At 65.6% G+C, this 21,156-nt stretch carries 23 protein-coding genes; 11 read left to right on the top strand and 12 right to left on the bottom strand.

Translation table 11 applies throughout. The features are described from left to right. Positions 1-10 precede the first annotated feature (10 nt). The 4 genes from CG716_RS04290 to CG716_RS04275 all read right to left on the bottom strand — a co-directional run bounded on the left by CG716_RS04290 (position 11) and on the right by CG716_RS04275 (position 4,126). Positions 11-1,030 (bottom strand): zinc-dependent alcohol dehydrogenase family protein, encoded by a 1,020-nt coding sequence (locus CG716_RS04290; protein WP_165774018.1) that lies wholly within the window; start codon positions 1,028-1,030, stop codon positions 11-13. Continuing rightward, positions 1,027-2,322 carry an acyl-CoA dehydrogenase family protein gene (locus CG716_RS04285; protein ID WP_094476813.1) on the bottom strand — a complete coding sequence of 432 codons (1,296 nt, stop codon included), beginning with the start codon at positions 2,320-2,322 and terminating at the stop codon, positions 1,027-1,029. The genes CG716_RS04290 and CG716_RS04285 overlap by 4 nt, the downstream gene beginning before the upstream one ends. Before the next feature lie 93 nt (positions 2,323-2,415). Then, positions 2,416-3,213, bottom strand: coding sequence for a DUF2127 domain-containing protein (locus tag CG716_RS04280; protein ID WP_094476811.1), 798 nt, complete (start codon positions 3,211-3,213; stop codon positions 2,416-2,418). Positions 3,214-3,520: 307 nt separating this feature from the next. Continuing rightward, on the bottom strand, positions 3,521-4,126 hold the full coding sequence (locus tag CG716_RS04275) for a hypothetical protein (protein ID WP_133066863.1): 606 nt from the start codon (positions 4,124-4,126) through the stop codon (positions 3,521-3,523). Between CG716_RS04275 and CG716_RS04270 the strand changes: the two genes are divergently transcribed. Next, positions 4,119-5,354 (top strand): cadherin-like domain-containing protein, encoded by a 1,236-nt coding sequence (locus CG716_RS04270; protein ID WP_207760568.1) that lies wholly within the window; start codon positions 4,119-4,121, stop codon positions 5,352-5,354. The genes CG716_RS04275 and CG716_RS04270 overlap by 8 nt on opposite strands. Here the strand turns inward: CG716_RS04270 and CG716_RS04265 are convergent. Then, positions 5,351-5,710 (bottom strand): Rv2640c family ArsR-like transcriptional regulator, encoded by a 360-nt coding sequence (locus CG716_RS04265; RefSeq protein WP_094476805.1) that lies wholly within the window; start codon positions 5,708-5,710, stop codon positions 5,351-5,353. The two genes, CG716_RS04270 and CG716_RS04265, sit on opposite strands and share 4 nt — an antisense overlap. A 94-nt stretch (positions 5,711-5,804) precedes the next feature. On the opposite strand from CG716_RS04265, the gene CG716_RS04260 reads away from it, so the two are divergent. Genes CG716_RS04260 through CG716_RS04250 form a run of 3 tightly spaced genes read left to right on the top strand, consistent with a single transcriptional unit; the run spans position 5,805 to position 7,390 of the window. After that, positions 5,805-6,242, top strand: a complete 438-nt coding sequence (locus CG716_RS04260) for an ArsI/CadI family heavy metal resistance metalloenzyme (RefSeq protein WP_094476803.1) — start codon at positions 5,805-5,807, stop codon at positions 6,240-6,242. Beyond that, positions 6,223-6,948 (top strand): aquaporin, encoded by a 726-nt coding sequence (locus CG716_RS04255; protein WP_234817709.1) that lies wholly within the window; start codon positions 6,223-6,225, stop codon positions 6,946-6,948. The genes CG716_RS04260 and CG716_RS04255 overlap by 20 nt, the downstream gene beginning before the upstream one ends. 1 nt (position 6,949) lies before the next feature. Then, positions 6,950-7,390 carry an arsenate reductase ArsC gene (locus CG716_RS04250; protein WP_094476799.1) on the top strand — a complete coding sequence of 147 codons (441 nt, stop codon included), beginning with the start codon at positions 6,950-6,952 and terminating at the stop codon, positions 7,388-7,390. Here CG716_RS04250 and CG716_RS04245 read toward each other — a convergent pair. From CG716_RS04245 to CG716_RS04230, 4 genes are all read right to left on the bottom strand, one after another. Continuing rightward, a complete protein-coding gene (locus CG716_RS04245; RefSeq protein WP_094476797.1) occupies positions 7,372-9,147 on the bottom strand; it encodes a molybdopterin-dependent oxidoreductase in 1,776 nt (591 codons plus the stop codon). The two genes, CG716_RS04250 and CG716_RS04245, sit on opposite strands and share 19 nt — an antisense overlap. A gap of 76 nt (positions 9,148-9,223) precedes the next feature. Further along, a complete protein-coding gene (locus CG716_RS04240; RefSeq protein ID WP_094477335.1) occupies positions 9,224-9,898 on the bottom strand; it encodes a GAP family protein in 675 nt (224 codons plus the stop codon). A gap of 84 nt (positions 9,899-9,982) precedes the next feature. Further along, positions 9,983-11,284, bottom strand: a complete 1,302-nt coding sequence (locus tag CG716_RS04235; protein WP_094476795.1) for an ammonium transporter — start codon at positions 11,282-11,284, stop codon at positions 9,983-9,985. Positions 11,285-11,406: 122 nt separating this feature from the next. Next, positions 11,407-11,907: a DUF427 domain-containing protein gene (locus CG716_RS04230; protein ID WP_094476793.1), complete on the bottom strand. Its 501-nt coding sequence runs from the start codon at positions 11,905-11,907 to the stop codon at positions 11,407-11,409. Positions 11,908-12,077: 170 nt separating this feature from the next. Between CG716_RS04230 and CG716_RS04225 the strand changes: the two genes are divergently transcribed. Then, complete coding sequence (locus tag CG716_RS04225) at positions 12,078-14,396, top strand: xanthine dehydrogenase family protein molybdopterin-binding subunit (RefSeq protein WP_094476791.1); 2,319 nt, start codon at positions 12,078-12,080, stop codon at positions 14,394-14,396. Here the strand turns inward: CG716_RS04225 and CG716_RS04220 are convergent. After that, positions 14,393-14,875 carry a (2Fe-2S)-binding protein gene (locus CG716_RS04220; protein WP_094476789.1) on the bottom strand — a complete coding sequence of 161 codons (483 nt, stop codon included), beginning with the start codon at positions 14,873-14,875 and terminating at the stop codon, positions 14,393-14,395. The genes CG716_RS04225 and CG716_RS04220 overlap by 4 nt on opposite strands. Continuing rightward, positions 14,868-15,743 carry an FAD binding domain-containing protein gene (locus CG716_RS04215; protein ID WP_094476787.1) on the bottom strand — a complete coding sequence of 292 codons (876 nt, stop codon included), beginning with the start codon at positions 15,741-15,743 and terminating at the stop codon, positions 14,868-14,870. Before CG716_RS04215 ends, CG716_RS04220 begins: the two co-directional genes overlap by 8 nt. A 120-nt stretch (positions 15,744-15,863) precedes the next feature. Between CG716_RS04215 and CG716_RS04210 the strand changes: the two genes are divergently transcribed. Together CG716_RS04210 and CG716_RS04205 are read left to right on the top strand one after the other, a co-directional pair. Further along, on the top strand, positions 15,864-17,438 hold the full coding sequence (locus CG716_RS04210) for an LCP family protein (protein ID WP_094476785.1): 1,575 nt from the start codon (positions 15,864-15,866) through the stop codon (positions 17,436-17,438). 59 nt (positions 17,439-17,497) lie between these two features. Next, positions 17,498-18,388, top strand: coding sequence for an NAD(P)-dependent oxidoreductase (locus tag CG716_RS04205; protein ID WP_094477333.1), 891 nt, complete (start codon positions 17,498-17,500; stop codon positions 18,386-18,388). Here the strand turns inward: CG716_RS04205 and CG716_RS04200 are convergent. Further along, positions 18,371-19,201 carry an SDR family oxidoreductase gene (locus CG716_RS04200; RefSeq protein WP_094476783.1) on the bottom strand — a complete coding sequence of 277 codons (831 nt, stop codon included), beginning with the start codon at positions 19,199-19,201 and terminating at the stop codon, positions 18,371-18,373. The two genes, CG716_RS04205 and CG716_RS04200, sit on opposite strands and share 18 nt — an antisense overlap. Before the next feature lie 511 nt (positions 19,202-19,712). On the opposite strand from CG716_RS04200, the gene CG716_RS04195 reads away from it, so the two are divergent. From CG716_RS04195 to CG716_RS30070, 4 genes are read left to right on the top strand one after another with little or no spacing between them, the layout of a single operon-like run. Continuing rightward, on the top strand, positions 19,713-20,057 hold the full coding sequence (locus CG716_RS04195) for a hypothetical protein (RefSeq protein WP_094476781.1): 345 nt from the start codon (positions 19,713-19,715) through the stop codon (positions 20,055-20,057). 52 nt (positions 20,058-20,109) lie between these two features. After that, positions 20,110-20,496, top strand: coding sequence for an intersectin-EH binding protein Ibp1 (locus CG716_RS04190; RefSeq protein WP_094476779.1), 387 nt, complete (start codon positions 20,110-20,112; stop codon positions 20,494-20,496). Between the two features lie 26 nt (positions 20,497-20,522). Beyond that, entirely contained in the window at positions 20,523-20,957 is a 435-nt protein-coding gene (locus tag CG716_RS04185; RefSeq protein WP_094476777.1) for a hypothetical protein, read from the top strand. Between the two features lie 31 nt (positions 20,958-20,988). After that, the gene (locus tag CG716_RS30070) at positions 20,989-21,153 is read left to right on the top strand and encodes a hypothetical protein (RefSeq protein ID WP_094476775.1); all 165 of its coding nucleotides are present in this window, start codon (positions 20,989-20,991) and stop codon (positions 21,151-21,153) included. Positions 21,154-21,156 lie beyond the last annotated feature (3 nt).

Here is a 21,156-nt window from a genome sequence, read left to right as displayed (position 1 = left end):
GTCGAGCCGATCATGTGATCCTCAGGGCGATCTTCCCGACGTGCTCGCCGGCCTGCAACACGCGGACCGCCTCGGTGAGATCGGTCCAGTCGAAGACGTGGCTGATGTGCGGCCTGATCTGCGCCGTGGTGATCAGCTCACACAGTTCTACAAAGCTGAGCACACTGCCGACGGTGATCCCGATGATACGAATGTTGTTGAGCATCACGTCCGCGACCGGCACCGGCGCGTGGTCGAACCCGGTGAGCACGCCGATCACCGCAACGGTGCCGCCCATGCGGGTGGCACGCACGGATTGCGCGAGCGTTTCGGGACCGCCGAGGTCGACCACCAGATCGGCACCGCGGCCGTCGGTGATCCGCTTGACCTCGTTCTCCCAGTCCGGCGTGCTGCGGTAGTTGATCAGATGCGTTGCGCCAAGCCGTGATCCGATCTTGAGCTTCTCATCCGATGACGAGGTCAAGATGACGTCCGCGCCGAGTGCGCGGGCGAACTGCACGGCGAACAGCGAGACCCCGCCCGTGCCTTGGGTGACGATGACGTCGCCTGCCCCGATCTCGGCCTCCAGCAAGGCATTCCATGCCGTGACGCCGGCACACGGCAAGGTGGCAGCTTCGAGGTCGGTGAGGTGCACGGGTGTGGCGACCAGTCCGGTCACCGGAGCGACCCGGTACTGCTGTAACCAGCCATCCCCGCTGTCCCCAGGCAACTCGGCCTTGGCCTGCGGCGTGGGCGGACCGTCCTGCCAATCAGGGTGGAACGCGCCCATCACGCGGTCCCCCACCGAGAAATCGGTGACGTCCGGCCCGACCGCCACAACCTCGCCGGCGCCGTCGGACATCGGAACCCGCGGCCACTCACCCCAGATCAGGCCCGCCAGGTTTACCATGTCGTGGTAGTTGACACTCGACGCAGCGACTTTCACCAGTACCTGCCCCGCGCCCGGAGTCGGGATCGTTCGCCGGTCGGGTTCGGGGGTCGCCCCTTGGGCGTCCATCACCAAGGCAACCTGGGTTCCTTCGTCGCTCACGCGATTCCCGCCTCCTGTCGCAGCTGTTGCCATTTGCGTTGCGCGGCAGGGCGACGCGACGGCAGGTGTTCGGTCGGCCACCCCTTGACCGGCTGGTATTTCTTCAAAACGTGGCGGGCCAGCACCGACTTGTGCAGCTCGTCAGGCCCGTCGCCGATCGAGCCGAATCGCGTGATCCGGTACCACTGCTCGACGGGCAGGTCGCCCGAGTAGCCCAGCGCACCGCAGACCTGGATCGTGCGGTCGAGCACCGCAAGCACGACCTTGGACACGTGGGCCTTGACCATGCCCAGTTCGGCACGCACCGCGGCGGCTCCGACGCGGTCCATCTGCCATGCGGTGTGAAAAGTCAACAGCCGGGCGGCTTGAATCTCGGTGTGTGACAAAGCGATATAGTCCTGCACCATCTGGTGTTCGCCGAGCAGCCGGCCGTGGGACGGGCGCGACACCGCACGCTCCCCCATGATGTCCAGCGCACGCTGCGCCTGCCCGAGCCATCGCATGGCGTGATGGATTCGGCCGCCGCCGAGCCGCTGTTGGGCAAGCAGGAATCCCGCACCGCGATCCCCGATCAGATGATCGGCCGGCACCCGGCAGTCACGGAACATCACCTCGGCGTGGTTGCCGCGGCGGCCATACTCCGGATAGGCGTGCGCCATCGTGGGGATCTCACGCACGATCTCGAGGCCGGGCGTATCGGTCGGCACCACGAAGATCGAGGCGTGCCGATGCGGCCGCTTGTTCGGATCGGTTTCGGCGACCACCAGAATGATGTCGGCGCACGACGCGTTCGTGGTAAACCACTTGTGCCCGTTGATAATCCAGCTGTCACCGTCGAGCACCGCGGTTGTCGCGATGACAGTGGGGTCGGCACCGGCCAAGAAGGGCTCGGTCAGCGCGAAAGCGCTGGAGATCTCGCCGCGCAGGTTCGGGAACAGCCAGCGCTGCTTCTGCGCTTCGTCGGCACCGTGGGCGAGCAGTTCCATGTTGCCGCTGTCGGGGGCCTGCACACCGAACAGTTCCATCGAGATCATGCAGCGTCCGATGATCTCCGACATCAGGGCCAGTTTGAGCTGGCCGGCGCCGGGACCCCCGAGGCTGGGATCGAGAAACATTCCCCACAGGCCCTGGTTCTTCACCCGCTGCTGCAGGTGCCGTTTGACCGCCGACCACTCGTCGGCCGGAAGTTCGCCGAGAATCGGCTCGAGCGGGATCACTTCACCGTCGATGAATTCGCGCATCCACGTCAGCTGTGCTGCGAACTGCGGGTCGGTTTCGAAATCCCACGCCATGGCCAATCAGGTCCTTCCGGTGGCTGCGGATCACAGTGTAATCATGGGGTGATCGATTGGCGCAACAGCCGGGGCCGGAACTGCCCCTGTTGCCTAATCGGCGAGGGCGGCTCGTTCGACATCGACAAGTTGCTCACCGCGCCGTTCCTCGTCGTAGGCTTCGCGACCGCCGCGGATGCCGAAGAGCCGCTTGGAAATAAGGAGATACACGACGGCCGCCACATTGATCACGAATGCCCCCGCGCGGGTGAGCGTGATGCCCTTGCTGGCCAAGTCATATACCTCCAGCGGCAAGAAGATTGACGTCGCCACCACGGCGAAGTACTCGCCCCATCGGGCCAGCAACCACAATCCGACACCTTCGACGATCTCCAGCAGCGCGTAGAGCGCGAGCAGGACGAACAAGAGGATCAACGTGCTGGGCTTGGTGGCCAACGCCTTTTCCAGCTCGTGGATCGCGGTCATCTGATCGACCTTGATCCCCGAGGCGCGAAGCAGTGGCAAGTCGCGCTCCACGGTTGCCTGGATCGAGCCCTGTGCGCCGCGAAACTTCCATACCGCCCACGCCGCGAGCGCGATCAACAGCGCTCTGAACCACCGTTCCACGGCGAGCCCACGCACGATGATCGCCTGTCGCAGAGCACGACCCCGACGGACCAGCGGTGCGTGGTCTGCGGGGCCGCGGCCGTGCGGAGCTCCGAGGACGAACTCACCGCAGCGCAGGCATCGCCAGACTTCGCCCAATCCGGTCGTTCCGCTCAACCGGTCGGCGAGCGCGATGTCGTCGGGTGCATAGGTAACGTGCCCTCGGCGCGCGCACGTGAACAGCTCCCACCGGTTGCCACCGTGGTGCGCTCGCGCAGCAGTCTCGCGCTTCTTCACTTCCGACATCAGCCCATCATGTCCCGCGACCGCGACTGAGGTCTACGACCGCCGCATCCTCGCGTCAGTCGTCGACCACGTGCCGCGCACCATGTAGTGGGCCAACCTCCGAAGCGAGGTTTCTGAGACGGTCATCCGCAAACATCCCGCGCAAACATTCCCTCCGAACGCCGCCAGAGCTTAGGATTCGCTGAGAAAGCAAACGGGTGCCTTCCGGCGTGACCGGATTGGCGCCCCAACGGGGGTTTGCCGGAAGTTCACCGACTTCACGGGCAACACACAAACTGCGCGAAGGCGGTGCATTGGTGGCGAACGTTCAGCGTGGCGCGCGTGCGGGAGTAGCCGCACTCATACTCGGACTGTCGCTGGCGGGTCCCGTCGTCGCAGTTGCCAGCGCAGACGGCACTGGCCAAAGTTCAACCTCATCCTCATCGAGTTCGGCAACTTCGGGCACAGGAAATTCAAAGGCTGGTACCGGGCACACCGCCCGCAGCCCCAAAGCCGCAACCGGGACCACAACCGCGTCATCGTCCGCCGCTGAGACCAGCACCACCAGCGGCACATCGTCGACCGCGTCAGCCGCACGTACGGCGAGCGGAGCCGTTACCTCCTCCACCCCGTCGGCCACCGCGCATTCGAAACGGGCTACGACCGACACGACGACGACGTCAGCCAGCTCGACCGCCAGCACCGGCGAGTCGACCGGCGCGCAGGAAACCGCCGCGACCACCACGACCACACAGGCACCCACAGGATCGTCGAGCAGCTCGTCGACGTCGTCGACAACCTCGACCACCGACGCGGTAACCACGACCAGCACACCGGCCGCCGCCACCAGCACCGCCGAGATGACGGCCGTCAGCACGTCCGCCAGGAATTCCGCGTCCACGGTGGCCGATCCGATCACCGCACTGGTGAACACACTGCAGGGCTACCTCGAAGGCGCGGCGCTCCTGGTCCGGCGCACCTTCTTCAACGAAGCCCCGACCGTCTCAGCGGTGCAGCTGGTCTCCAGTGAGACGACGGGGCCCCTCAACGGCGGGGTGGTGGCGACCGATCCCGAACACGACAAGCTTGTCTACAAAGTCACCGAGCAACCCCACTACGGCACTGTCACGATCGATCCCAACACCGGCTCCTACACCTACACCCCAAACTCGACCTTCAACGGCATCGACTCGTTCACCGTCGCCGTCACCGACACCGGCACACATATCAATCTGCTCAATTGGTTCCGCAGCGCAAGCACTTCCACCGCAGTCGGTGTCTACGAGCAGCCTGCCGGCACCGACCGCATCACGTTCACGTTCAACTACGTCAACGGGTCTCAGTGGTGGTCCAGTGCCGCGCGGGCCGAGTTGGCGGCGACGGCGATCTATCTGTCGAGCTATTTTGTCGCCACTCATAACGTCGACGTCACCTACAACGTCACCGGCCAGTACTCGCTGGGAGGCTCGACGCTTGCGTTCGCCGGCAGCGATCTGACCAGTTCTGACGCCGGCTTCTATCCGACGGTGGTGCAGAACAAGATTCTGACCGGTGTGGACTCCAACGGGTCGGCCGCTGACGGCACCATCACCTGGAACTTCGGCTATCCCTGGGGCCTTGGAAATTCGGTCAGCAGCAGCCAGTACGACTTCGAGTCCACGGCGATGCACGAGCTGCTGCACACCTTCGGCTTCATCTCCGTAGTGGACAGCGCCGGCAAGAACACCGGATCGAACTACACGACCTTCGACAGCTTCATCACCACGTCGAACGGAACCTCGGTGTGGAACGGCACGACGTTCAACACGGCCTACAACACCAACCTGACCGGCGGCAACGGCGGACTGTACTTCGGCGGCACCAACGCGGTCGCTGCCTACGGCACAGGAGTGCCTCTGTTCACCCCGAACCCGTGGGAGTCCGGAAGTTCCATCTCGCACCTGGACGACAAAACGTTCAACGGGTCCGCTGGCCACGCTGAGCAGTTGATGAACGCCGCCTCCGACACCGGAATGGGCGTCAGGACGCTCAGCGCCGCCGAGATCGGCATCATGAAGGATCTCGGATACACCATGGTGTCGCAGTCCGCCGTCGGCGGAGTGCTGCTCATCAGTGTGATGTACGTTCGCCGTCGCAAGCAGCGCGTTGCCGTCGCCGCCTAACGGCAACAGTTCGGATCCAACACTGCGCACAACGCGATCAGCGAGTCGCGGCGCGGGCGGTGGTACACAGCCATGCCTCGACGCTCCGAATCGATCAGACCCGCTCGCCGCAATTGCGAGAGGTGATGGCTCACGGTGGACTCGCCGAGGCCCACTGCAGCGGCGAGGTCGCGGCTGCACTCCTGACCCTCCATGCTGCCGAACAACAATGACACCAGCTTGACCCGCACCGGATCCGCCAATGCCTTGAGGCGCAACGCAATTTCTAGTGCGGCGTCGTCGGTGATCGGGCCCGCGGCGACGGGCGAGCAACACAGCGGGGTGGAGATGTCGACCGTGGGCAGGGCCTTGGGCATAAAACCATCATGCCACGGCTATTGACATATATCGAAGAGGTGCCATTATGGTTCGCAGGGTTTCGACATAAGCCACACAGGTATAGGAGTCGTCATGTCCCGCATCCAGCTCGCAATCAACGTCGACAGCCTCGACGAGGCCATCACGTTCTACGCCAAGCTGTTCGATGCGACGCCGGCCAAAATCAAGGATGGCTACGCCAACTTCGCCATCAGCGATCCACCACTCAAACTGGTGCTCGTCGAGAATCCCGGACACGGCGCGACCATCAACCACCTCGGAGTCGAGGTCGGATCAAGCAATTCGGTTCACTCCGAGATCGCCCGGCTCGCTGATGCAGGGTTGTCCATCGAAAAGGAAATCAGCACCACATGTTGCTTTGCCACCCAGGACAAGGTCTGGGTCACCGGACCCGATGGTGAAAGGTGGGAGATCTACACCGTTCTCGCTGACTCCGACATCTTCGGGGCCGAGTCGGGGCACCGAGAAGCCGCGACTGAGAGTTCGTGCTGTGGCACGCCGGGAGGCTGACCTTCCCCTGCCCCGCCGGCTGGTCTCGGAGTTTCTGGGATCCTCGCTATTGGTATCAGTCGTCGTGGGATCGGGCATCGCCGCAGCCCAACTCTCCCCCAACGACGTCGGGTTGCAGTTGCTCGAGAACTCGATCGCCACGACGCTGGGCCTGGCAGTTCTCGTTCTGCTCTTCGGTCCGGTGTCGGGGGCTCATTTCAATCCCGTGGTTTCGGCCGTCGACTGGCTACTGGGCCGATCCGCCAAGGCCGGGCTATCTCTGCAGGAAGTGCTCGCCTACAGCATTTTTCAGATCATCGGAGGTGTCTGCGGCGCCCTGCTCGCCAATCTCATGTTCGATCGGCAAGTCCTGGAACTCTCTACCAAGAACCGGCTCACCGGCGGGCATTTCGTCGCAGAGGTGGTCGCAACAGCTGGCCTGATCGCGCTGATTTTCGCGCTGGCCCGCACCGGACGTGCGGCGCAGTCGGCGGCAGCGGTCGGCGCCTATATCGGTGCTGCCTATTGGTTCACGAGTTCTACGTCGTTCGCCAACCCTGCCGTTACGGTGGGGCGCGCGTTCTCCGACACCTTCGCCGGGATCGCACCGAGCTCGATACCCGCGTTCGTCGCGGCTCAGGCGATCGGCGGACTCGCCGGGCTGGCGGTGGTTGTCGTCCTGTATCCCCTCACGGCCACAACGCCGATCGCACAAGACGGGAACTGAGATGGCCGAAAAATCCAGGCCTGCTGTCCTTTTCCTCTGCACCCACAACGCCGGCAGGTCACAGATGGCGATGGGTTTCTTCGAGCATCTCGCGGCCGGTCAGGCGGATGTCTATTCCGGCGGCTCCGAGCCCGCCCAACAGGTCAACTCGGCGGCTGTCGCCGCGATGGCCGAGAAGCACATCGACATCTCCGCGGAGCAACCGAGACGGTGGACGCCCGACATGGTCGAGGCCGCCGACGTCGTCGTCACGATGGGGTGCGGTGACACCTGCCCGGTGCTGCCCGGCCGCCGCTACGAGGAGTGGATTCTCCCTGACCCGGCGGGCCAATCCGTTGCCGCCGTTCGACCGATCCGCGATGAGATCGAAAGGCGCGTGCGAACTCTGCTAGGCGAACTGGGTGTGCACCCAGATGGCCCGGCTCAGATAGGCATGCGGTAGCCGTAGAACTCCTGGTCCTCGTTGTACCCGCCCTGCCCCGCACCCAGATGATCGAAAGATGCCACGAATTCTATCGATTCGATCCACTTGACCTGTTTGAAGCCGAGCTCGACCTCGTCACGAAGCCGCAGCGGGGCACCGTGCGATACGTTCAGCGGCTCGCCGTTCATCTCGTACGCCAGGATCGTCTGGTGGTGAAACATGTTGGCCAGCGGGTGGCAATCGTAATACCGACCGCCCTCGGGGCCGTCGGCGAAGGAGTAGAAGACCACCCACTTGGCCTCGGCCTGCGGCCGGGCCATCTCGCAAATGACGCTCATCGGCACTCCGCACCACTTGGCTATGCCCGACCAGCCCTGGATGCAAAAGTGTTGGGTGATCTGGTCCTGATGCGGCAAGGCCAGCAGCTGTGGGTAAGACAGTTCGAGCGGGTTGTCCACCAGCCCGTCCACCCGCAGCCGGTAGTCCGCCCAGTCCGTCTCCTTGAGGCGCCGGAACTCTTCGGACTCGGGCTTTTCGCCGTTGGTCCAAAAGTACGGCGAGATGTCATCTTCGGAATAGTCGGCGCTGGGGTTGGTTCGTTCCAAGAGACCTTTGAGCCAGCCGACGGTTGCCTGACCGGCTCGCTGAATCAGCCTGGGGTGCTTGGTTGTCAGTGGGGAAGCGACCCACCAGAACCCGACCACGACGGCCATCCACGCTACGTACAGCGCAACGCCCCACCAGGAATTGGTGTTCGTCCCCAGGGTGATGTGATTGACGTTGCCCACGAAGCCGGTGATGAAGATCATCAGCGTATGCATCGCGATGAAGATCAGCATCCAGACGAGCACACCGAAATGGATTGTGCGCACGACCTGACGGTTCAGCAATCCTGCGCCGGTACCGAACTTGCCGGCGATCGACGGCGCCTGCAATAGACCGGTGATGAACGCCAGCGGGGCGGCGATGAACACCGTAAGAAAGTACGCGATCAACTGAAGCGCGTTGTAGGTGCTGAATCCGGCATTCTCGGGCAGCTGCAGCGACAGGTATTGCAGCGCAGTCGATACTGCATTGGGAAAGACGTCAAAGGATGTGGGCACCAACCGCTTCCACTGGTCGGTGCTGAACAGCAGCACGACGAAGATCAGCCCGTTGATCAACCACAACAGGTCGAAACTGAAATGCCACCAGCGGGCAAGGCCAATGGAGTGTCGAAAACCCGGTATTCCCAACTGCTTCGGCAGTGCCACCGAGTCTTCCTTGGCGGTCCAGATGTTCTCGGCGTCGGCACTGTCGCGGCGGTCGGCGGGCACGGGGCCGCGCAGCCGCATCCATTCGGTGTCCGGCTTGCTGCCGGCATTGAGGTACAAACGTGGATGATCGGCGAGTATCTGTAGCCCGGCCCGGATGATGAACATCATGAAAAGCAGGTTGAAGAAGTGCTGCCAGCGCAGCCACCACGGGAACCCGGACTCCACGGGTTGCACGTATTGCATCGAGGTCCCGGGATAAGCCGCAATGAACTCGTGATACCACTGGTAGTGCGCTATTTCGCGTACCACCGCGATCGATAGCACCAGGCCGACCGCACCCAGCGGAATCAGCCAGAGAGTGCTGAACCAGCGTCGGCCGATCCGCACCGAGGGGAGCTGTGCCCGAGTTTCCGGGATTCCGCCCGCCCAGTCGTCGACGACGATCGAGCCGTCATGATGGCCTTGGTTGTAGTAGGGCTGCAGAGATCCACGCAGCGGATCGGGATCGCCAGGATTCATCGGGCCCCCTATCGTTGCCGGTCATGTTAGACCCGGCGAACTCCCGATGGGCCGCAACAGACCTGATGAATCGGCCCTAGCGTCCGCCCAGCGTAGTGAGGATCAGCACCACGCCGATGACGACCAGGGCGACGGCACTGATCTCGGCCTGCCGGCGTTGGATCCAGGAGCGCAATTGGTCCAGCACGTGATCGAAGCGGTTGGCCGCCACCACATGGGCCAGCACCGGCAGCAGCGTGCTCGATCCCGCCAGCACGACGAAGTAGACGGCGGCGGCACCGCGGCCGACCGTGCCCAGCGGCGCAACGGCGATGGCTAAACCTGCTGCCGCACAGGCGACGATGATCTTCGGGTTCACCAGCGCCAGGACCAGTCCGATCGGCGCGGTGCGGGCCGGCGACAGCTTGCCGACTGCGTCCAGCCACCGCGCGGAGCGCGCCGCTTGCTTGCGGCGCAGCCACAACACCGCGCCACTGACGATCAATACGGCGCCGCCGATGATGCGCAGCCACAGCTGCGATGACGACGTGGTGTCCGCCGACGCTCCCAGTAGTTTCGGGACATTGACGAACAGCACCGTCAACGTTGTCAGGCCGACCACCCACCCCACGGCGAAGGCCAGCCCGGCCGCCCGGGGGCGTGCCGAATACAGCACCAGCAGCAGCGCCGGCAACACCGACACCGGCGATAACGCCACCACCAACGCCAGTGGGATCAGCTCGGCAAACACCGACGCACCATCACCCGACACGACCACCTCCGCTCAGCAGCGCCAAGCTACGCAGTCCGCCCCGAGGACGCCAGCATTGCGCGCAGCGCAGTTTCGAGACGGAGGTCACTCCTCGTCGGTGGTATCCGGCCGTGGACGCAGCTCGCCGAACAGCGGCCGCCGAAGCGGCTGATGCCCGTGCACTCCCTCGGCGTAGGCGGTTTCGGCGTGCTGGGTGAAGTCCACCCCCGCGGTTTCGTCCTCGGGGCTGAGCCGGAAGCCGATCGCCCGGTCGATCAGCTTGGCCAGTACGAACGACATGATGAAGGCGTATGCCGCTACCACGATCATCGCGAGCGCCTGCTTGCCCAGCTGCGTGACGCCGCCGCCGTACAACAGCCCCTGAGGCCCGCCGGTCATCACCGCCGTGGCCAGGAAGCCGATCAACAGCACCCCGACCACCCCGCCGACGAAGTGCACCCCCACCACGTCCAGGGAGTCGTCGTAGCCGAATCGGAACTTGAGCCCGATCGCGAACGAGCAGACGACACCCGCCGCGACGCCGACCACCGCGGCGCCGAGGGTGTTCACGGTGCCGCACGACGGCGTGATCGCGACCAGCCCGGCGACCACACCGGAGGCCGCACCGAAGGTGGTGGGGCGCCCGTCGCGAATCTGCTCGACCGACAGCCAGCCCAGCATGCCGAGGCAGCCGGCGACCAGGGTGTTGAGGAAGATCGCCGCGGCCGTGCCGTTTGCGGCCAGCGCGGACCCGGCGTTGAAGCCGAACCACCCGAACCACAGCAGTCCGACGCCCAGCAGGACGAAGGGCAAGTTGTGTGGGCGCATCGCGTCGACCTTGAATCCGATGCGCGGCCCGAGCACCAGGGCCAGCGCCAGCGCTGAGGACCCTGAGACGATTTCGACGACCAACCCGCCGGCGTAGTCGAGCACACCGAGCTTGAACAGCCAACCGCTGGGCGCCCAAACCCAGTGCGCCACAACGGCGTACACCACGATGGACCAGACTGGCACGAAGACGATCCACGCGGCGAACTTGGCCCGGTCGGCGATCGCGCCGCTGATCAGCGCGGCGGTGATGATCGCAAAGGTGAGCTGGAAGGTGGAGAAGAGCAATTCGGGAACCGAGCCGTGCACCGTGTCCGGCCCGATGCCGGCCATCCCGATATGCGACAGGTCGCCGATGAAACCGCCCACGCTGGTTCCGGAGAACGCCAGGGTGTAGCCCAACAGCAGCCACGCCACCGTGACCAGCGGGATCGAGATGAAGCTCATCATGATCATGTTGAGCACACCGGTGGTGCGGACCATGCCGCCGTAGAAAATAGCCAACCCGGGGGTCATCAACAAGACGAGTGCTGTGCTGGCCAGCAGCCACGCGGTGGCGGCGGGATCGATCGCGTGCAAGTCCGGCTCCTTCGACGGTCCCGACGAGAATGTCGGCGCGGTGTTTCCTGGATGCGGCGTTTGTGTTTCCACCGTGTTTCGCGGGTGGGCAGGAGCGAAGCCACCCGGGGATTCAGTCCGTTTCACCAACCCATCGAGCCGGGGACTCCCTTGAACGGGCCCACCACCCGGCTGGTGATCCACCCGCCGTAGAAGCCGCCCGGTTGAGGCACGACCGTTTCGCCGTCGACGGTGCACCGATCGACCTGGCCGGCCATCACCGCAATGGCCCCCGCGATCTCGGCGAACGCGGGCGTCGGCCGGGGGTAGGTCCACGCCGCTCTGGATGCCACCGTGGCGCCGGCCACCAGGTCGTAGTAGCGCGCCTGCCCCTTCCATTCGCACATCGACGCACCCGGCGCGTCACGAAGGACACCGGCCTCGAACGCTTCGCGGGGCAGGTAGTACGTCGGGGGATGGCTGGTCTCGAGCACTCGCCAGCTCCGGGTGGTGGACGCGATGACGCGACCGCCGAGTTCGATGGTGATCGCGCCGGCGAACGGTTCGAGCCGGGGCGGACGCGGGAAATCCCACACTGATTCCTGGCCCTCGTCAGCTTGCGCCGGTTCCGGCCAATTACTCATGCCTCGACGATACGAAGTATGGACGCTGTCCGCACCGCCCCGGCTGTGCGGATTGCCCGACCGGTATGACCAACTCTTGGTGACGGCACCCGCACGCTTCGGTACGCTCCGCTGAGCGACTGCTTAGCTTGTCGCGAGCCGCTCGTCGACGATGCATTGGAGCCCCTGCCATGGCCGCACCTGTCACCCGTTACGCAGGGACGCGCGTCGCGCGGGTCGAGGACACTCGCCTGCTCACCGGGCACGGCACCTACGTCGACGACATCGTCCGGCCGGGCATGCTGCACGCCTGCTTCGTGCGCAGCCCGTTCGCGCACGCCCGGATCAACAGCATCGACACCTCGGCGGCGCTGGCACTACCCGGCGTGCACGCCGTACTCACCGCCGCGGACCTGAACCCGGACGTCAAAGAGGCGTGGCACGCCGTTGCGGGCAAGGACGTCGCCGACACGCCCCGCCCCCCGCTGGCCGAGGGTGAGGTGAAGTTCGTCGGGGACCCGGTCGCCATCGTCATCGCCGCGAACCGGTACATCGCCGAGGACGCCATCGAACTGGTCGACGTCGACTACGACCCGCTGCCCGCCATCGCCGATTTCACCCAGGCCGTGAACGCCGACGCGGTAGTCCACGACGCCTACCCCGACAACGTCGCCGGCGGTCTTGCCGGAGCCCCACCCGACGAAGAGGCGTTCGCCGCGGCGGCCTACGTGGCCGACGAACAGATTTATCAGCAGACCCATGTGCCGGTGCCCATCGAGACCCGCGGCCTGGTCGTCGAATGGGTGGCCACTACCGGAGAGCTCACCCTGTGGGCGTCCACCCAGACCCCGCACGAGTTACGGGCTTTCGCCGCACGACTGCTCGGCATCCCGGCCCAAGGTGTCCGCGTCATCACCCGCGACACCGGCGGCGGCTTCGGCCAGAAGGTCGTCCCGATGCGCGAGGACATGTGCATCATGCTGGCTGCCCGCAAGGTGCCCACGGCGCTCAAGTGGATCGAGGACCGCCGCGAGAACCTGATGGCCGCCGGGCAGGCCCGCCACGTGGATGGCCGCGCCCGGATGGCGTTCGACGCCGACGGGGCCATCACCGCCGTCGCGATCGACTTCCTTCAGGACATCGGGGCCTACCCCACGCCGTACCCGGTGCTGACCACCGCGGCGATCGGAATGTTCTTTCCCGGGCCCTACCGGGTGCCCAAGTCCAGCTTCAACTACAAGACGGTATTCACCAACACCGCCGGACTGGTCGCTTACCGCGGGCCATGGCAGTACGAAACCCTCACGCGTGAAATACTTCTCGACATCGCGGCCCGCAAGATGGGCATCGATCCGGTTGAGCTGCGCCGCAAGAACCTGTTGCGCCGCGACGAGATGCCTTACTTCAACCCCAACGGTATGCCCTATGACCACTGCGCCCCGATGGAGACGTTCGAGCAGGCGGTCAAGATCCTCGACCACGAAGGGTTCCGCAAGGAGCAGGCCGAGGCGCTAGCCCAGGGCCGTTACCTCGGCCTCGGGTTCTCGGCCTACATCGAGCCGACCGGCGCCGCGACCGGCCACCTGGCCACCGAGGGCTGCACCATCCGCATGGAGCCCACCGGCAAGATCAATGTCTACGTCAACGGCGGCTCGAGCGGCAATAGCATCGAGACCACCGTCGTGCAGCTCACCGCCGACGCGCTGGGCGCCGATATCGCTGACGTGTCGACGATCCAGGGCGACACCGCGGTCACTCCGTACGGCGCCGGCACGCAGGGCAGCCGCAGCGGGCCGATGACCGCCGGTGCGGTCAACGAGGCGGGCACCATCCTGCGCGGGCAGCTCGTGGCGATGGCTGCCCACACACTCGGTGTCGACGAGGCTGACATCGAGCTCGCCAACTCCAGGGCCACCTCACGCGAAGACTTTTCTAAGAGCGTCACTTTCGCCGATCTCGCGTACCGCTCCTACTACGAACCCCAGCAGCTGGCGCCGGGGATGGCGGCCACGCTGGAGGCGACCGCGCGGTTCACGTCGCAGACGATGATCCACTGGGCCAACGCCACTCACGCGTGCACCTGCGAGGTCGACGTCACCACCGGGCGGGTCACGCTGACCCGCTACATAGTCAGCGAGGACGTCGGCCCGATGATCAACCCCAACATCGTGGAGGGGCAGATCGCCGGGGGGACCGTGCAGGGCATCGGCGGCGCGCTGCTGGAGAACCTGGTCTACGACGACGACGGAAACCCCTTGGCCACCACGTTCGTCGACTATCTGCTGCCGACCGCCACCGAGGTGCCCCCCATCGAGTACGGCCACCTGGAGGTGCCGGGCCCCGGCGTCGGCGGCTACAAGGGCTGTGGTGAGGGTGGGGCCATCGGATCCACTCCGGCAGTGATCAATGCGATCAACGACGCCCTGGCGCCACTCGGAGTGACTGTCACCAAGCTGCCCGCGACACCGTCGCAGATCGTGGCCCTGATCGAGGCGGCCGCAGCCGGTTAGGCCTGCGCCACACCGGTTTCAGCGGCTTGATGCACCGCGTTGATGATGCCCTGATACCCGGTGCAACGGCAGAAGTTGCCCGACAGACCCTCGCGGATCTGCTCATCGGTGGGATCGGGGTTATCTCGCAGCAGTGCCGTGATCGACATGACGAAACCTGGTGTGCAGAAACCACATTGGAGACCATGGCAGTCACGTAGGGCAGCCTGCACCGCTGACAGCTCCCCGCCCGGTGAGGCGACCCCCTCGACGGTCGACACCTCAGCACCCTCGGCCTGCACCGCGAACACCAGACAGGACCGCACCGCAGCCCCGTCGAGCAGCACGGTGCAGGCGCCGCACGAGCCGTGCTCGCAACCAAGGTGCGTGCCGGTCAGGCCGCACCGCTCGCGCAGGAAATCAGCCAGGGTCAGCCGCGGCTCGACGATCGACTCAACGGGAATTCCGTTGACCGACAGATGAATCGGTCGCTCATGCATCGAATGCCTCCTTGACCGCGGCCCGCCACGCCTGCGCGGCCATCGCCGCCCCGACCCGGCGTCGGTAATCGGCCGAACCGTGCAGGTCGGCCGGAATGTCGTCCAGTCCGCTCATCGCGAGCTCACCGATCTCTTCAGCGGTGACTTCACCAACCTTGCGACCGGCGATCGCCGCCTCCGCGGCCGATGCCCGCCGCGGTGTGGCCGACAACCCCAGCAACCCGATGCCGCTGCGCCGAACCCGGTCGTCGTCGTCGAGTTCGACAGCCGCCGCCGCGCCCGCGATCGCGAAATCGCCGTGGCGACGGGCGAATTCTTCCACCCCGAATCCGACCCGGCCCGACCAGACCGGGAACCGCACACCCGCCAGGATCTCGTCGGGCGCCATCGCCGTTTCCCACACGCCGGAAAAGAACTCATCAGCCGCGATCTCGCGGCGGCCCGAGGTCGACACCGTCTCCATCGTCGCGTCCAGCGCCAATGCGACGGCCGGGTATTCGGCGGCGGGGTCGGCGTGTGCGATCGAGCCGCCGATGGTTCCCCGGCTGCGAATCTGGAAATGCCCGATCAACGGGGTGGCCCGGGTCAGCAGCGGCACGCCCGCGCGCACCCGCTCGTCGGTCCCGACGGCGGCATGCGTGGTGCCGCCACCGATCCAGATTTCGCCGTCGCGTGCCTCGATGCCCTTCAACTCCGCAAGGCGCGAGATATCGATCAGATGGTCGAAGAACGCCAGACGCATCGACAGCATCGGAACCAGGCTCTGTCCCCCGCCCAGCAGTTTGCCGTCGTCGCCGAACTCGGTCAGCATCTGCGCCGCCTCGGCGACGCTGTCCGGCCGGTGGTAGTCGAATTGCGCCGGCTTCATCGACGGCCGCCACCACGCATCATGCTAAGCACGCGCACAGCATAACGGCCGTGGTGCGGCAAGCGCTGCAGAGTCGGCCTCGCTGGGGCCGCGCCAGCGTTTGCCCGCATACTGTCGGTCATGGATCCGTCGCCGCCCCCGCCGGCGGCCGTGGCGGGCAACCGCCATGGTCGTCATCGCGGGCGGTCCGACACCAGCCGGCGGGCCTTGCGAATCGTCGTCCGATCCACGATCGGATTGGTCTCGGTCGTGATCGTGATGCTCACCGGCCTGGCCTATTCACAGGCCCACGGCCTCCTCAGCGGAATCACGGTGTCCCAGGCGCTGGGGGCCGACGAACCGCGCTCCTCCGGCGGCGCGATGAACATCCTGCTGATCGGGCTGGACTCCCGCAAAGACCAGCAGGGTAACGAGCTGCCCGACGAACTCCTGGACAAGCTGCACGCAGGCGATTCCGACGCCGGCGGCTACAACACCAACACCCTGATCCTCGTCCACATCAGCGCCGACGACCACGTCGTCGCCTTCTCGATCCCGCGCGACGACTACGTGGCGGTAAGCGGCATCAAGGGCTACAACCACATCAAGATCAAAGAAGCCTACGGGCTGACCAAGGCGCAGACCGAACAGAAACTGGTCGACGAGGGCATCTCCGATCGCGCCGAGCTGGAGCGTGCAGGCCGCGAGGCGGGGCGCAAGGCCACCATCCGCGCGGTGCGCAATCTGACCGGCCAGCCCATCGACTACTTCGCCGAGGTCAATCTCGCGAGCTTCTACCACCTCGCCGACAGCCTCGGCGGCGTCGAGGTCTGTCTGAACCATGCGGTGCACGACGACTACTCCGGAGCGAACTTCCCGGCCGGCCCTCAAACCCTCGATGCCGCCCAGACCCTGGCATTCGTGCGGCAACGGCATGGACTGGAGAACGGCGACCTCGACCGCACCCATCGACAGCAGGCCTTCCTGCTGTCGGTGATGTATCAGCTGCAGGAGTCCGGCTCATTCACCGACCTGGATAAGTTCAAGCAGCTGATGGGAGTCGCCCGCCAGGACATCGTGCTCTCGGAGGGCTGGGGCGAGGACCAGTTCCGCCGGATGGCTGCGCTGGCCGGTGGCGATGTCGAGTTCCGGACGCTGCCGGTGGTGCGCTACGACAACATCAACGGCCAGGACGTCAACATCGTCGACCCGACCAAGATTCGCGCCGAGATTGCCAAGGCCATCGGCGGCGACGCGGCGACCTCGACCACAACCGCTGCGCCGCAACCGATCCCACCACCCAGCCCGCAGACCGTCGTCAGCATCGTCAATGCCAGCGACACCTCGGGCCTGGCCTCGCAGGCGTCCTCACTGCTGGGCAAGCACAACTTCACCATCGACGAAGTCCGTGACCGCGAGTCCGGCGAGCCGATCGACACCGTGATCACCTACGGCCCCGGGGCGGAGACCGACGCGCACTCGGTGGCCTCCCTGCTCGGTGTGGAGAACGCGCCGCAAGCCACCAGCGCGCTGGCCGCCGGCCACGTCCGCGTCGTGCTGGGCCAGGGTTACGACGTTCCGCAGGAGCAGCCGCAGACCCAGGATGGCGCCTCGACCACCGCGACAACCCGCAACACCTGGTACGACCTGACCGTCACCCCCACCCCCGACCAGGGCGCCCCGATCGACGGCGGCAAGGTTCCCTGCGTCAATTGAGGCTGGTGCCGCGAAACTGACCCTGGCGCTTCCCAGCCCGCATAGTCACGATGTACGTCATGCGCGTAGGAGTCGTCGGACTGGGCAATATGGGCGCGGGCATCGCCGCGAATCTGATCAAGGCGGGTCACGAAGTGACCGTCTACAACCGGTCCCGGCCGAAAGTGGACGCGCTGGCGGCCCAGGGCGCCACGCCGGCCGACAGCGTCGCCGACGCGTGTAGGGGTGACGTCGTGCTGACGATGCTCGCCAACGACGACGCGGTGGCCGCGGTGGCATTCGGCGATGGCGGAATCATCACGTCGGCGGGACCGCACACCGTTCACATATCGTCCAGCACGATCAGTGTCGAACTGTCCAAACGCCTGACCGAGGCACATGCCGCCGCCGGGGGCGGGTTCGTGTCGGCCCCGGTGTTCGGGCGTCCGGAGGCCGCCGCGGCGGCAGCGTTGTTCGTCGTCGCCGCCGGGCCGGCCGACACCGTTGACGCGCTGGGACCGGTGTTCGACGCGATCGGTCAACGCACCTTCGTGGTGTCCGAAGACCCGTCGGCGGCCAATCTGGTGAAGCTCAGCGGCAACTTTCTCATCGCTTCGGTGATCGAGTCACTCGGTGAAGCGATGGCGCTGGTCGATCGCGGCGGCGTCGACAAGCACCAGTACTTGGACATCCTGACGTCGACCTTGTTCTCGGCGCCGGTGTACAAGACCTACGGCGGACTGATCGCCAGCGAACAGTTCGAGCCGGCCGGGTTCGCGGCGCCGCTGGGGCTCAAGGACATTCGACTGGTGTTGACGGCCGCCGAGGAGCTGCGGGTGCCGCTACCGATCGCCAGCCTGCTGCGCGACCGGTTCCTGCGCCTGCTCGCCGCCGGCGGCGACGAATTGGACTGGTCGGCGATCAGCACACTGGCGGCCCAGGACGCGGGAGCCTCAGACCACTCCGCGTAGCGCCTCGGCGCCCAGCGCGGGCTCGAGCATCGCCGAGTAGTCAGGCCCGCGGCGCAGGTTCTGCCCGCCGTCGACGCCGATGATCTGACCGGTGATCCACTGGGCGGCGTCACTGAGCAGGAACAGCGCCGTGTTGGCGACATCCTCGACCTCGCCGGGACGCGGCAGCGGCGTGCACTCGGCGTAATCACCGCTGAGTTCGGGTGAGTCGAGCACCAGCTGTACGAGCTCGGTGCGGATCAGACCGGGCCGGATGCCGTTGACCCGCACCCAGGACGCCCCGAGTTCGTCGGCGGCCAGCTTGATGAGGTGGTCCAGCCCTGACTTGGTGACGCCGTACGGCCCGAACCAGCGGTGGGTGTTGCTGGCCGCGATCGAAGAGATCCCGACGAAGGAGCCGCCGCCGCCGCGCACCATCTGGCGCGCCGAATGTTTCAGCACATACATCGAGCCGTTGATATTGAGGTCCACCGTCGCACGCCAAGCCTCGGAGTCCATCTGCGTGATCGGGCCGATGGTCTGCGAACCGCCTGCGCAGTGCACGACACCGTTGAGCCGGCCGTTCCACGCCGTTGTCGCGTCCACCACGGCGGCGATCTGGTCCTCGTTGGTGACGTCGGCGGGCTCGTAGTTGACATTGCCCGCCGGTGCGACGGCCTTGATCTCTTCGACTGTCGCGGCGAGGCGGTCGGCGTTGCGGCCGACGATCATGACGTTGGCGCCGGCTTTGGCCAGCCCTTCCGCTATGCCCTTGCCGATACCGCTGCCACCACCGGTGACCAGGTACGTCCGATCCTCGAACGAGAGCTGCACGCCGCACTCCTCACACGAAACTGAAACAGGTTCTACGTATAGAACCACGGGGCCGCGTCGTCGCATAGAGCCCGTCTCACTGCCCCCGCCACCTCGGGTCCGGCCGCCGCGCACCCCTTCCCAGGACGGCAGGAAAGGTGGGAACCTGCCGAAACCCGATCGCTCCCCCAGCGAATTTCTCTCAGAGCGAAATTCGACCGCAATGACCGACCCGCACGCGCCGCTCGACGCGCCGATATTGCTGCACCAAAACAGGACTGATTGACAATTCTCCCCTGGCCCGCACCGCGTCGAAATTCCGCCGCGAATACGCCGGGGAGTTTGACATCGGCCGTCATGAGACACGGTCGAAGGTCCGAGATCATTTCCGTCCCGGGCATATTGACCCCCATGTAACGGGCGAGCTGTGAATTGCGATGAATTAGCTGAACAACTGCATGGACGGTGAAGGCCGCCATACACTGGCTTGACGGCCACTCAGCAAACGAAATAGCAAGAAGAAGGCACGATCATGGCTAATTTGAAGAATTCTGCGCAGCGCCTGGCCTTGGCGGGCGGCTTTGCGCTCGTGGTGGCGGCGGCGCCGACGCTGGCGGCTTTCGCCGTGCCGTCCGCCGGCCCAGTGGCGGCATGTGCGCCCGGCCAGACCGCCAATCCGGCAACGGGCGCGTGTGAAGCTCAGCCCACCGACGCCCCGCCCGGCGGCGTCAGCTACTCGACTCCCGGCGATTCGAACAGCCTGCCCGAAGTTCAGGGGATACCGTGCACAGGCGCAAACACAGGTCAGTGCATAGGATTGCAGGAAGATCAGCCTGCAGCAGTGCAACCCCGCTCCACCATCTCGTCCAGTCCGTAGAAACGGAGGGCCGGCTTCGGAACTCCGTCGACTTCTTTAGGAAGTGAGAAGTATGGCGATTTCCGCCTCAGTCGGCCGCCGAGTTCTCCTCGCCGGTGGATTCTCGATCGCGATCGCGGCCGCCCCTGCTGTTGGGTTCTTGGCGTCTGGGCCGAGCGCACCGCCTGGGCCGGCCGTCGCGTCGTGTCCGGCCGGCGAGTCGGAGGATCTCTACACCGATGTGTGTGTTCCCGAGTTGGTGCCCAACCAGCCGGGCGGCAATTACCCCACGGCGGCGAACGGCGGAACCACGTCGCTGTCGACGCCGGGTGATTCCGGGAGTCTGCCGGAGGTTCAGGGCATTCCGTGCACGGGAGCCAACACTGGCCAATGCATCGGTCTGCAGGAAGACCAAGTTCCGGCGGTCTCGCCGCACTCGAGCATTTCGTCCAGCCCGTAGTCAGCGGGTACATCAGGGAGGCAACGATGCCGGTCCATTCCACCCGGGCGAGAACGCTGTTCATCGGGGGCCTGTTCGCGCTCGCGATCGCCGCGGCTCCGCTAGCGCATGCCGACGGCGGAATCCCCTCACCCGGGCCGGTGGGACCCCAGCCGGTCGCGTCCCAGCCGGGTGGTCCGGGGGGCTGCCCGTCGGGCCAGTCCATGGATTCGTCAAACGGCAACTGCGTGCCAGACATGTCGTCGGTGGGTAACACCCAAGGCGATGACGCCACCGGTGGTCTGCCGACGCGTACAACGCAGGACATCACCTCGGCCTCGGATACCGGTGTCGGCGCCGACCTGGTGCCCAATATCAACGGCGACCCCTGCTCCGGCTACTGGGAATCGACAGTTTGCTACTCCGAGGATCAAGACGAAGTGGCGGTCCAGCCGAAGTCGACTATTTCATCGAGCCCGTAACCACCAAATACTCCTTCGCTAAGGTTGACAGATGCCTGCAAAATCAGATCCCACGGACATCGACGACGTGGAACCGCTGGCCGACAGCACCGCGCGCCAAGCCCGGCGCGTGGTCGCGGCCTACGCAATCGACGCCGACGAATGTCGGGTCTTCTTGTCGATGCTCGGTATTGGACCGTCAAAGCTCGAGGCGTAGTCC

The organism is Mycolicibacterium sphagni (assembly GCF_002250655.1).
GTDB classification, from domain to species: Bacteria; Actinomycetota; Actinomycetes; order Mycobacteriales; family Mycobacteriaceae; genus Mycobacterium; species Mycobacterium sphagni.
Note: the sequence above shows the minus strand (reverse complement) of the source record. Positions and strands in the feature narration are given on the sequence as shown.

What these genes read in the sequence shown, in the direction of transcription:
- CG716_RS04225 (WP_094476791.1), top strand. Translation starts at nt 12,078, where the DNA reads ATGGCCGCACCTGTCACCCGTTACGCAGGGACGCGCGTCGCGCGGGTC.
- CG716_RS30070 (WP_094476775.1), top strand. Translation starts at nt 20,989, where the DNA reads ATGCCTGCAAAATCAGATCCCACGGACATCGACGACGTGGAACCGCTG.
- CG716_RS04245 (WP_094476797.1), bottom strand. Translation starts at nt 9,147, where the DNA reads ATGAATCCTGGCGATCCCGATCCGCTGCGTGGATCTCTGCAGCCCTAC.
- CG716_RS04190 (WP_094476779.1), top strand. Translation starts at nt 20,110, where the DNA reads ATGGCGATTTCCGCCTCAGTCGGCCGCCGAGTTCTCCTCGCCGGTGGA.
- CG716_RS04265 (WP_094476805.1), bottom strand. Translation starts at nt 5,710, where the DNA reads ATGCCCAAGGCCCTGCCCACGGTCGACATCTCCACCCCGCTGTGTTGC.
- CG716_RS04230 (WP_094476793.1), bottom strand. Translation starts at nt 11,907, where the DNA reads ATGAGTAATTGGCCGGAACCGGCGCAAGCTGACGAGGGCCAGGAATCA.
- CG716_RS04205 (WP_094477333.1), top strand. Translation starts at nt 17,498, where the DNA reads ATGCGCGTAGGAGTCGTCGGACTGGGCAATATGGGCGCGGGCATCGCC.
- CG716_RS04260 (WP_094476803.1), top strand. Translation starts at nt 5,805, where the DNA reads ATGTCCCGCATCCAGCTCGCAATCAACGTCGACAGCCTCGACGAGGCC.
- CG716_RS04280 (WP_094476811.1), bottom strand. Translation starts at nt 3,213, where the DNA reads ATGTCGGAAGTGAAGAAGCGCGAGACTGCTGCGCGAGCGCACCACGGT.
- CG716_RS04220 (WP_094476789.1), bottom strand. Translation starts at nt 14,875, where the DNA reads ATGCATGAGCGACCGATTCATCTGTCGGTCAACGGAATTCCCGTTGAG.
- CG716_RS04250 (WP_094476799.1), top strand. Translation starts at nt 6,950, where the DNA reads ATGGCCGAAAAATCCAGGCCTGCTGTCCTTTTCCTCTGCACCCACAAC.
- CG716_RS04195 (WP_094476781.1), top strand. Translation starts at nt 19,713, where the DNA reads ATGGCTAATTTGAAGAATTCTGCGCAGCGCCTGGCCTTGGCGGGCGGC.
- CG716_RS04285 (WP_094476813.1), bottom strand. Translation starts at nt 2,322, where the DNA reads ATGGCGTGGGATTTCGAAACCGACCCGCAGTTCGCAGCACAGCTGACG.
- CG716_RS04185 (WP_094476777.1), top strand. Translation starts at nt 20,523, where the DNA reads ATGCCGGTCCATTCCACCCGGGCGAGAACGCTGTTCATCGGGGGCCTG.
- CG716_RS04210 (WP_094476785.1), top strand. Translation starts at nt 15,864, where the DNA reads ATGGATCCGTCGCCGCCCCCGCCGGCGGCCGTGGCGGGCAACCGCCAT.
- CG716_RS04215 (WP_094476787.1), bottom strand. Translation starts at nt 15,743, where the DNA reads ATGAAGCCGGCGCAATTCGACTACCACCGGCCGGACAGCGTCGCCGAG.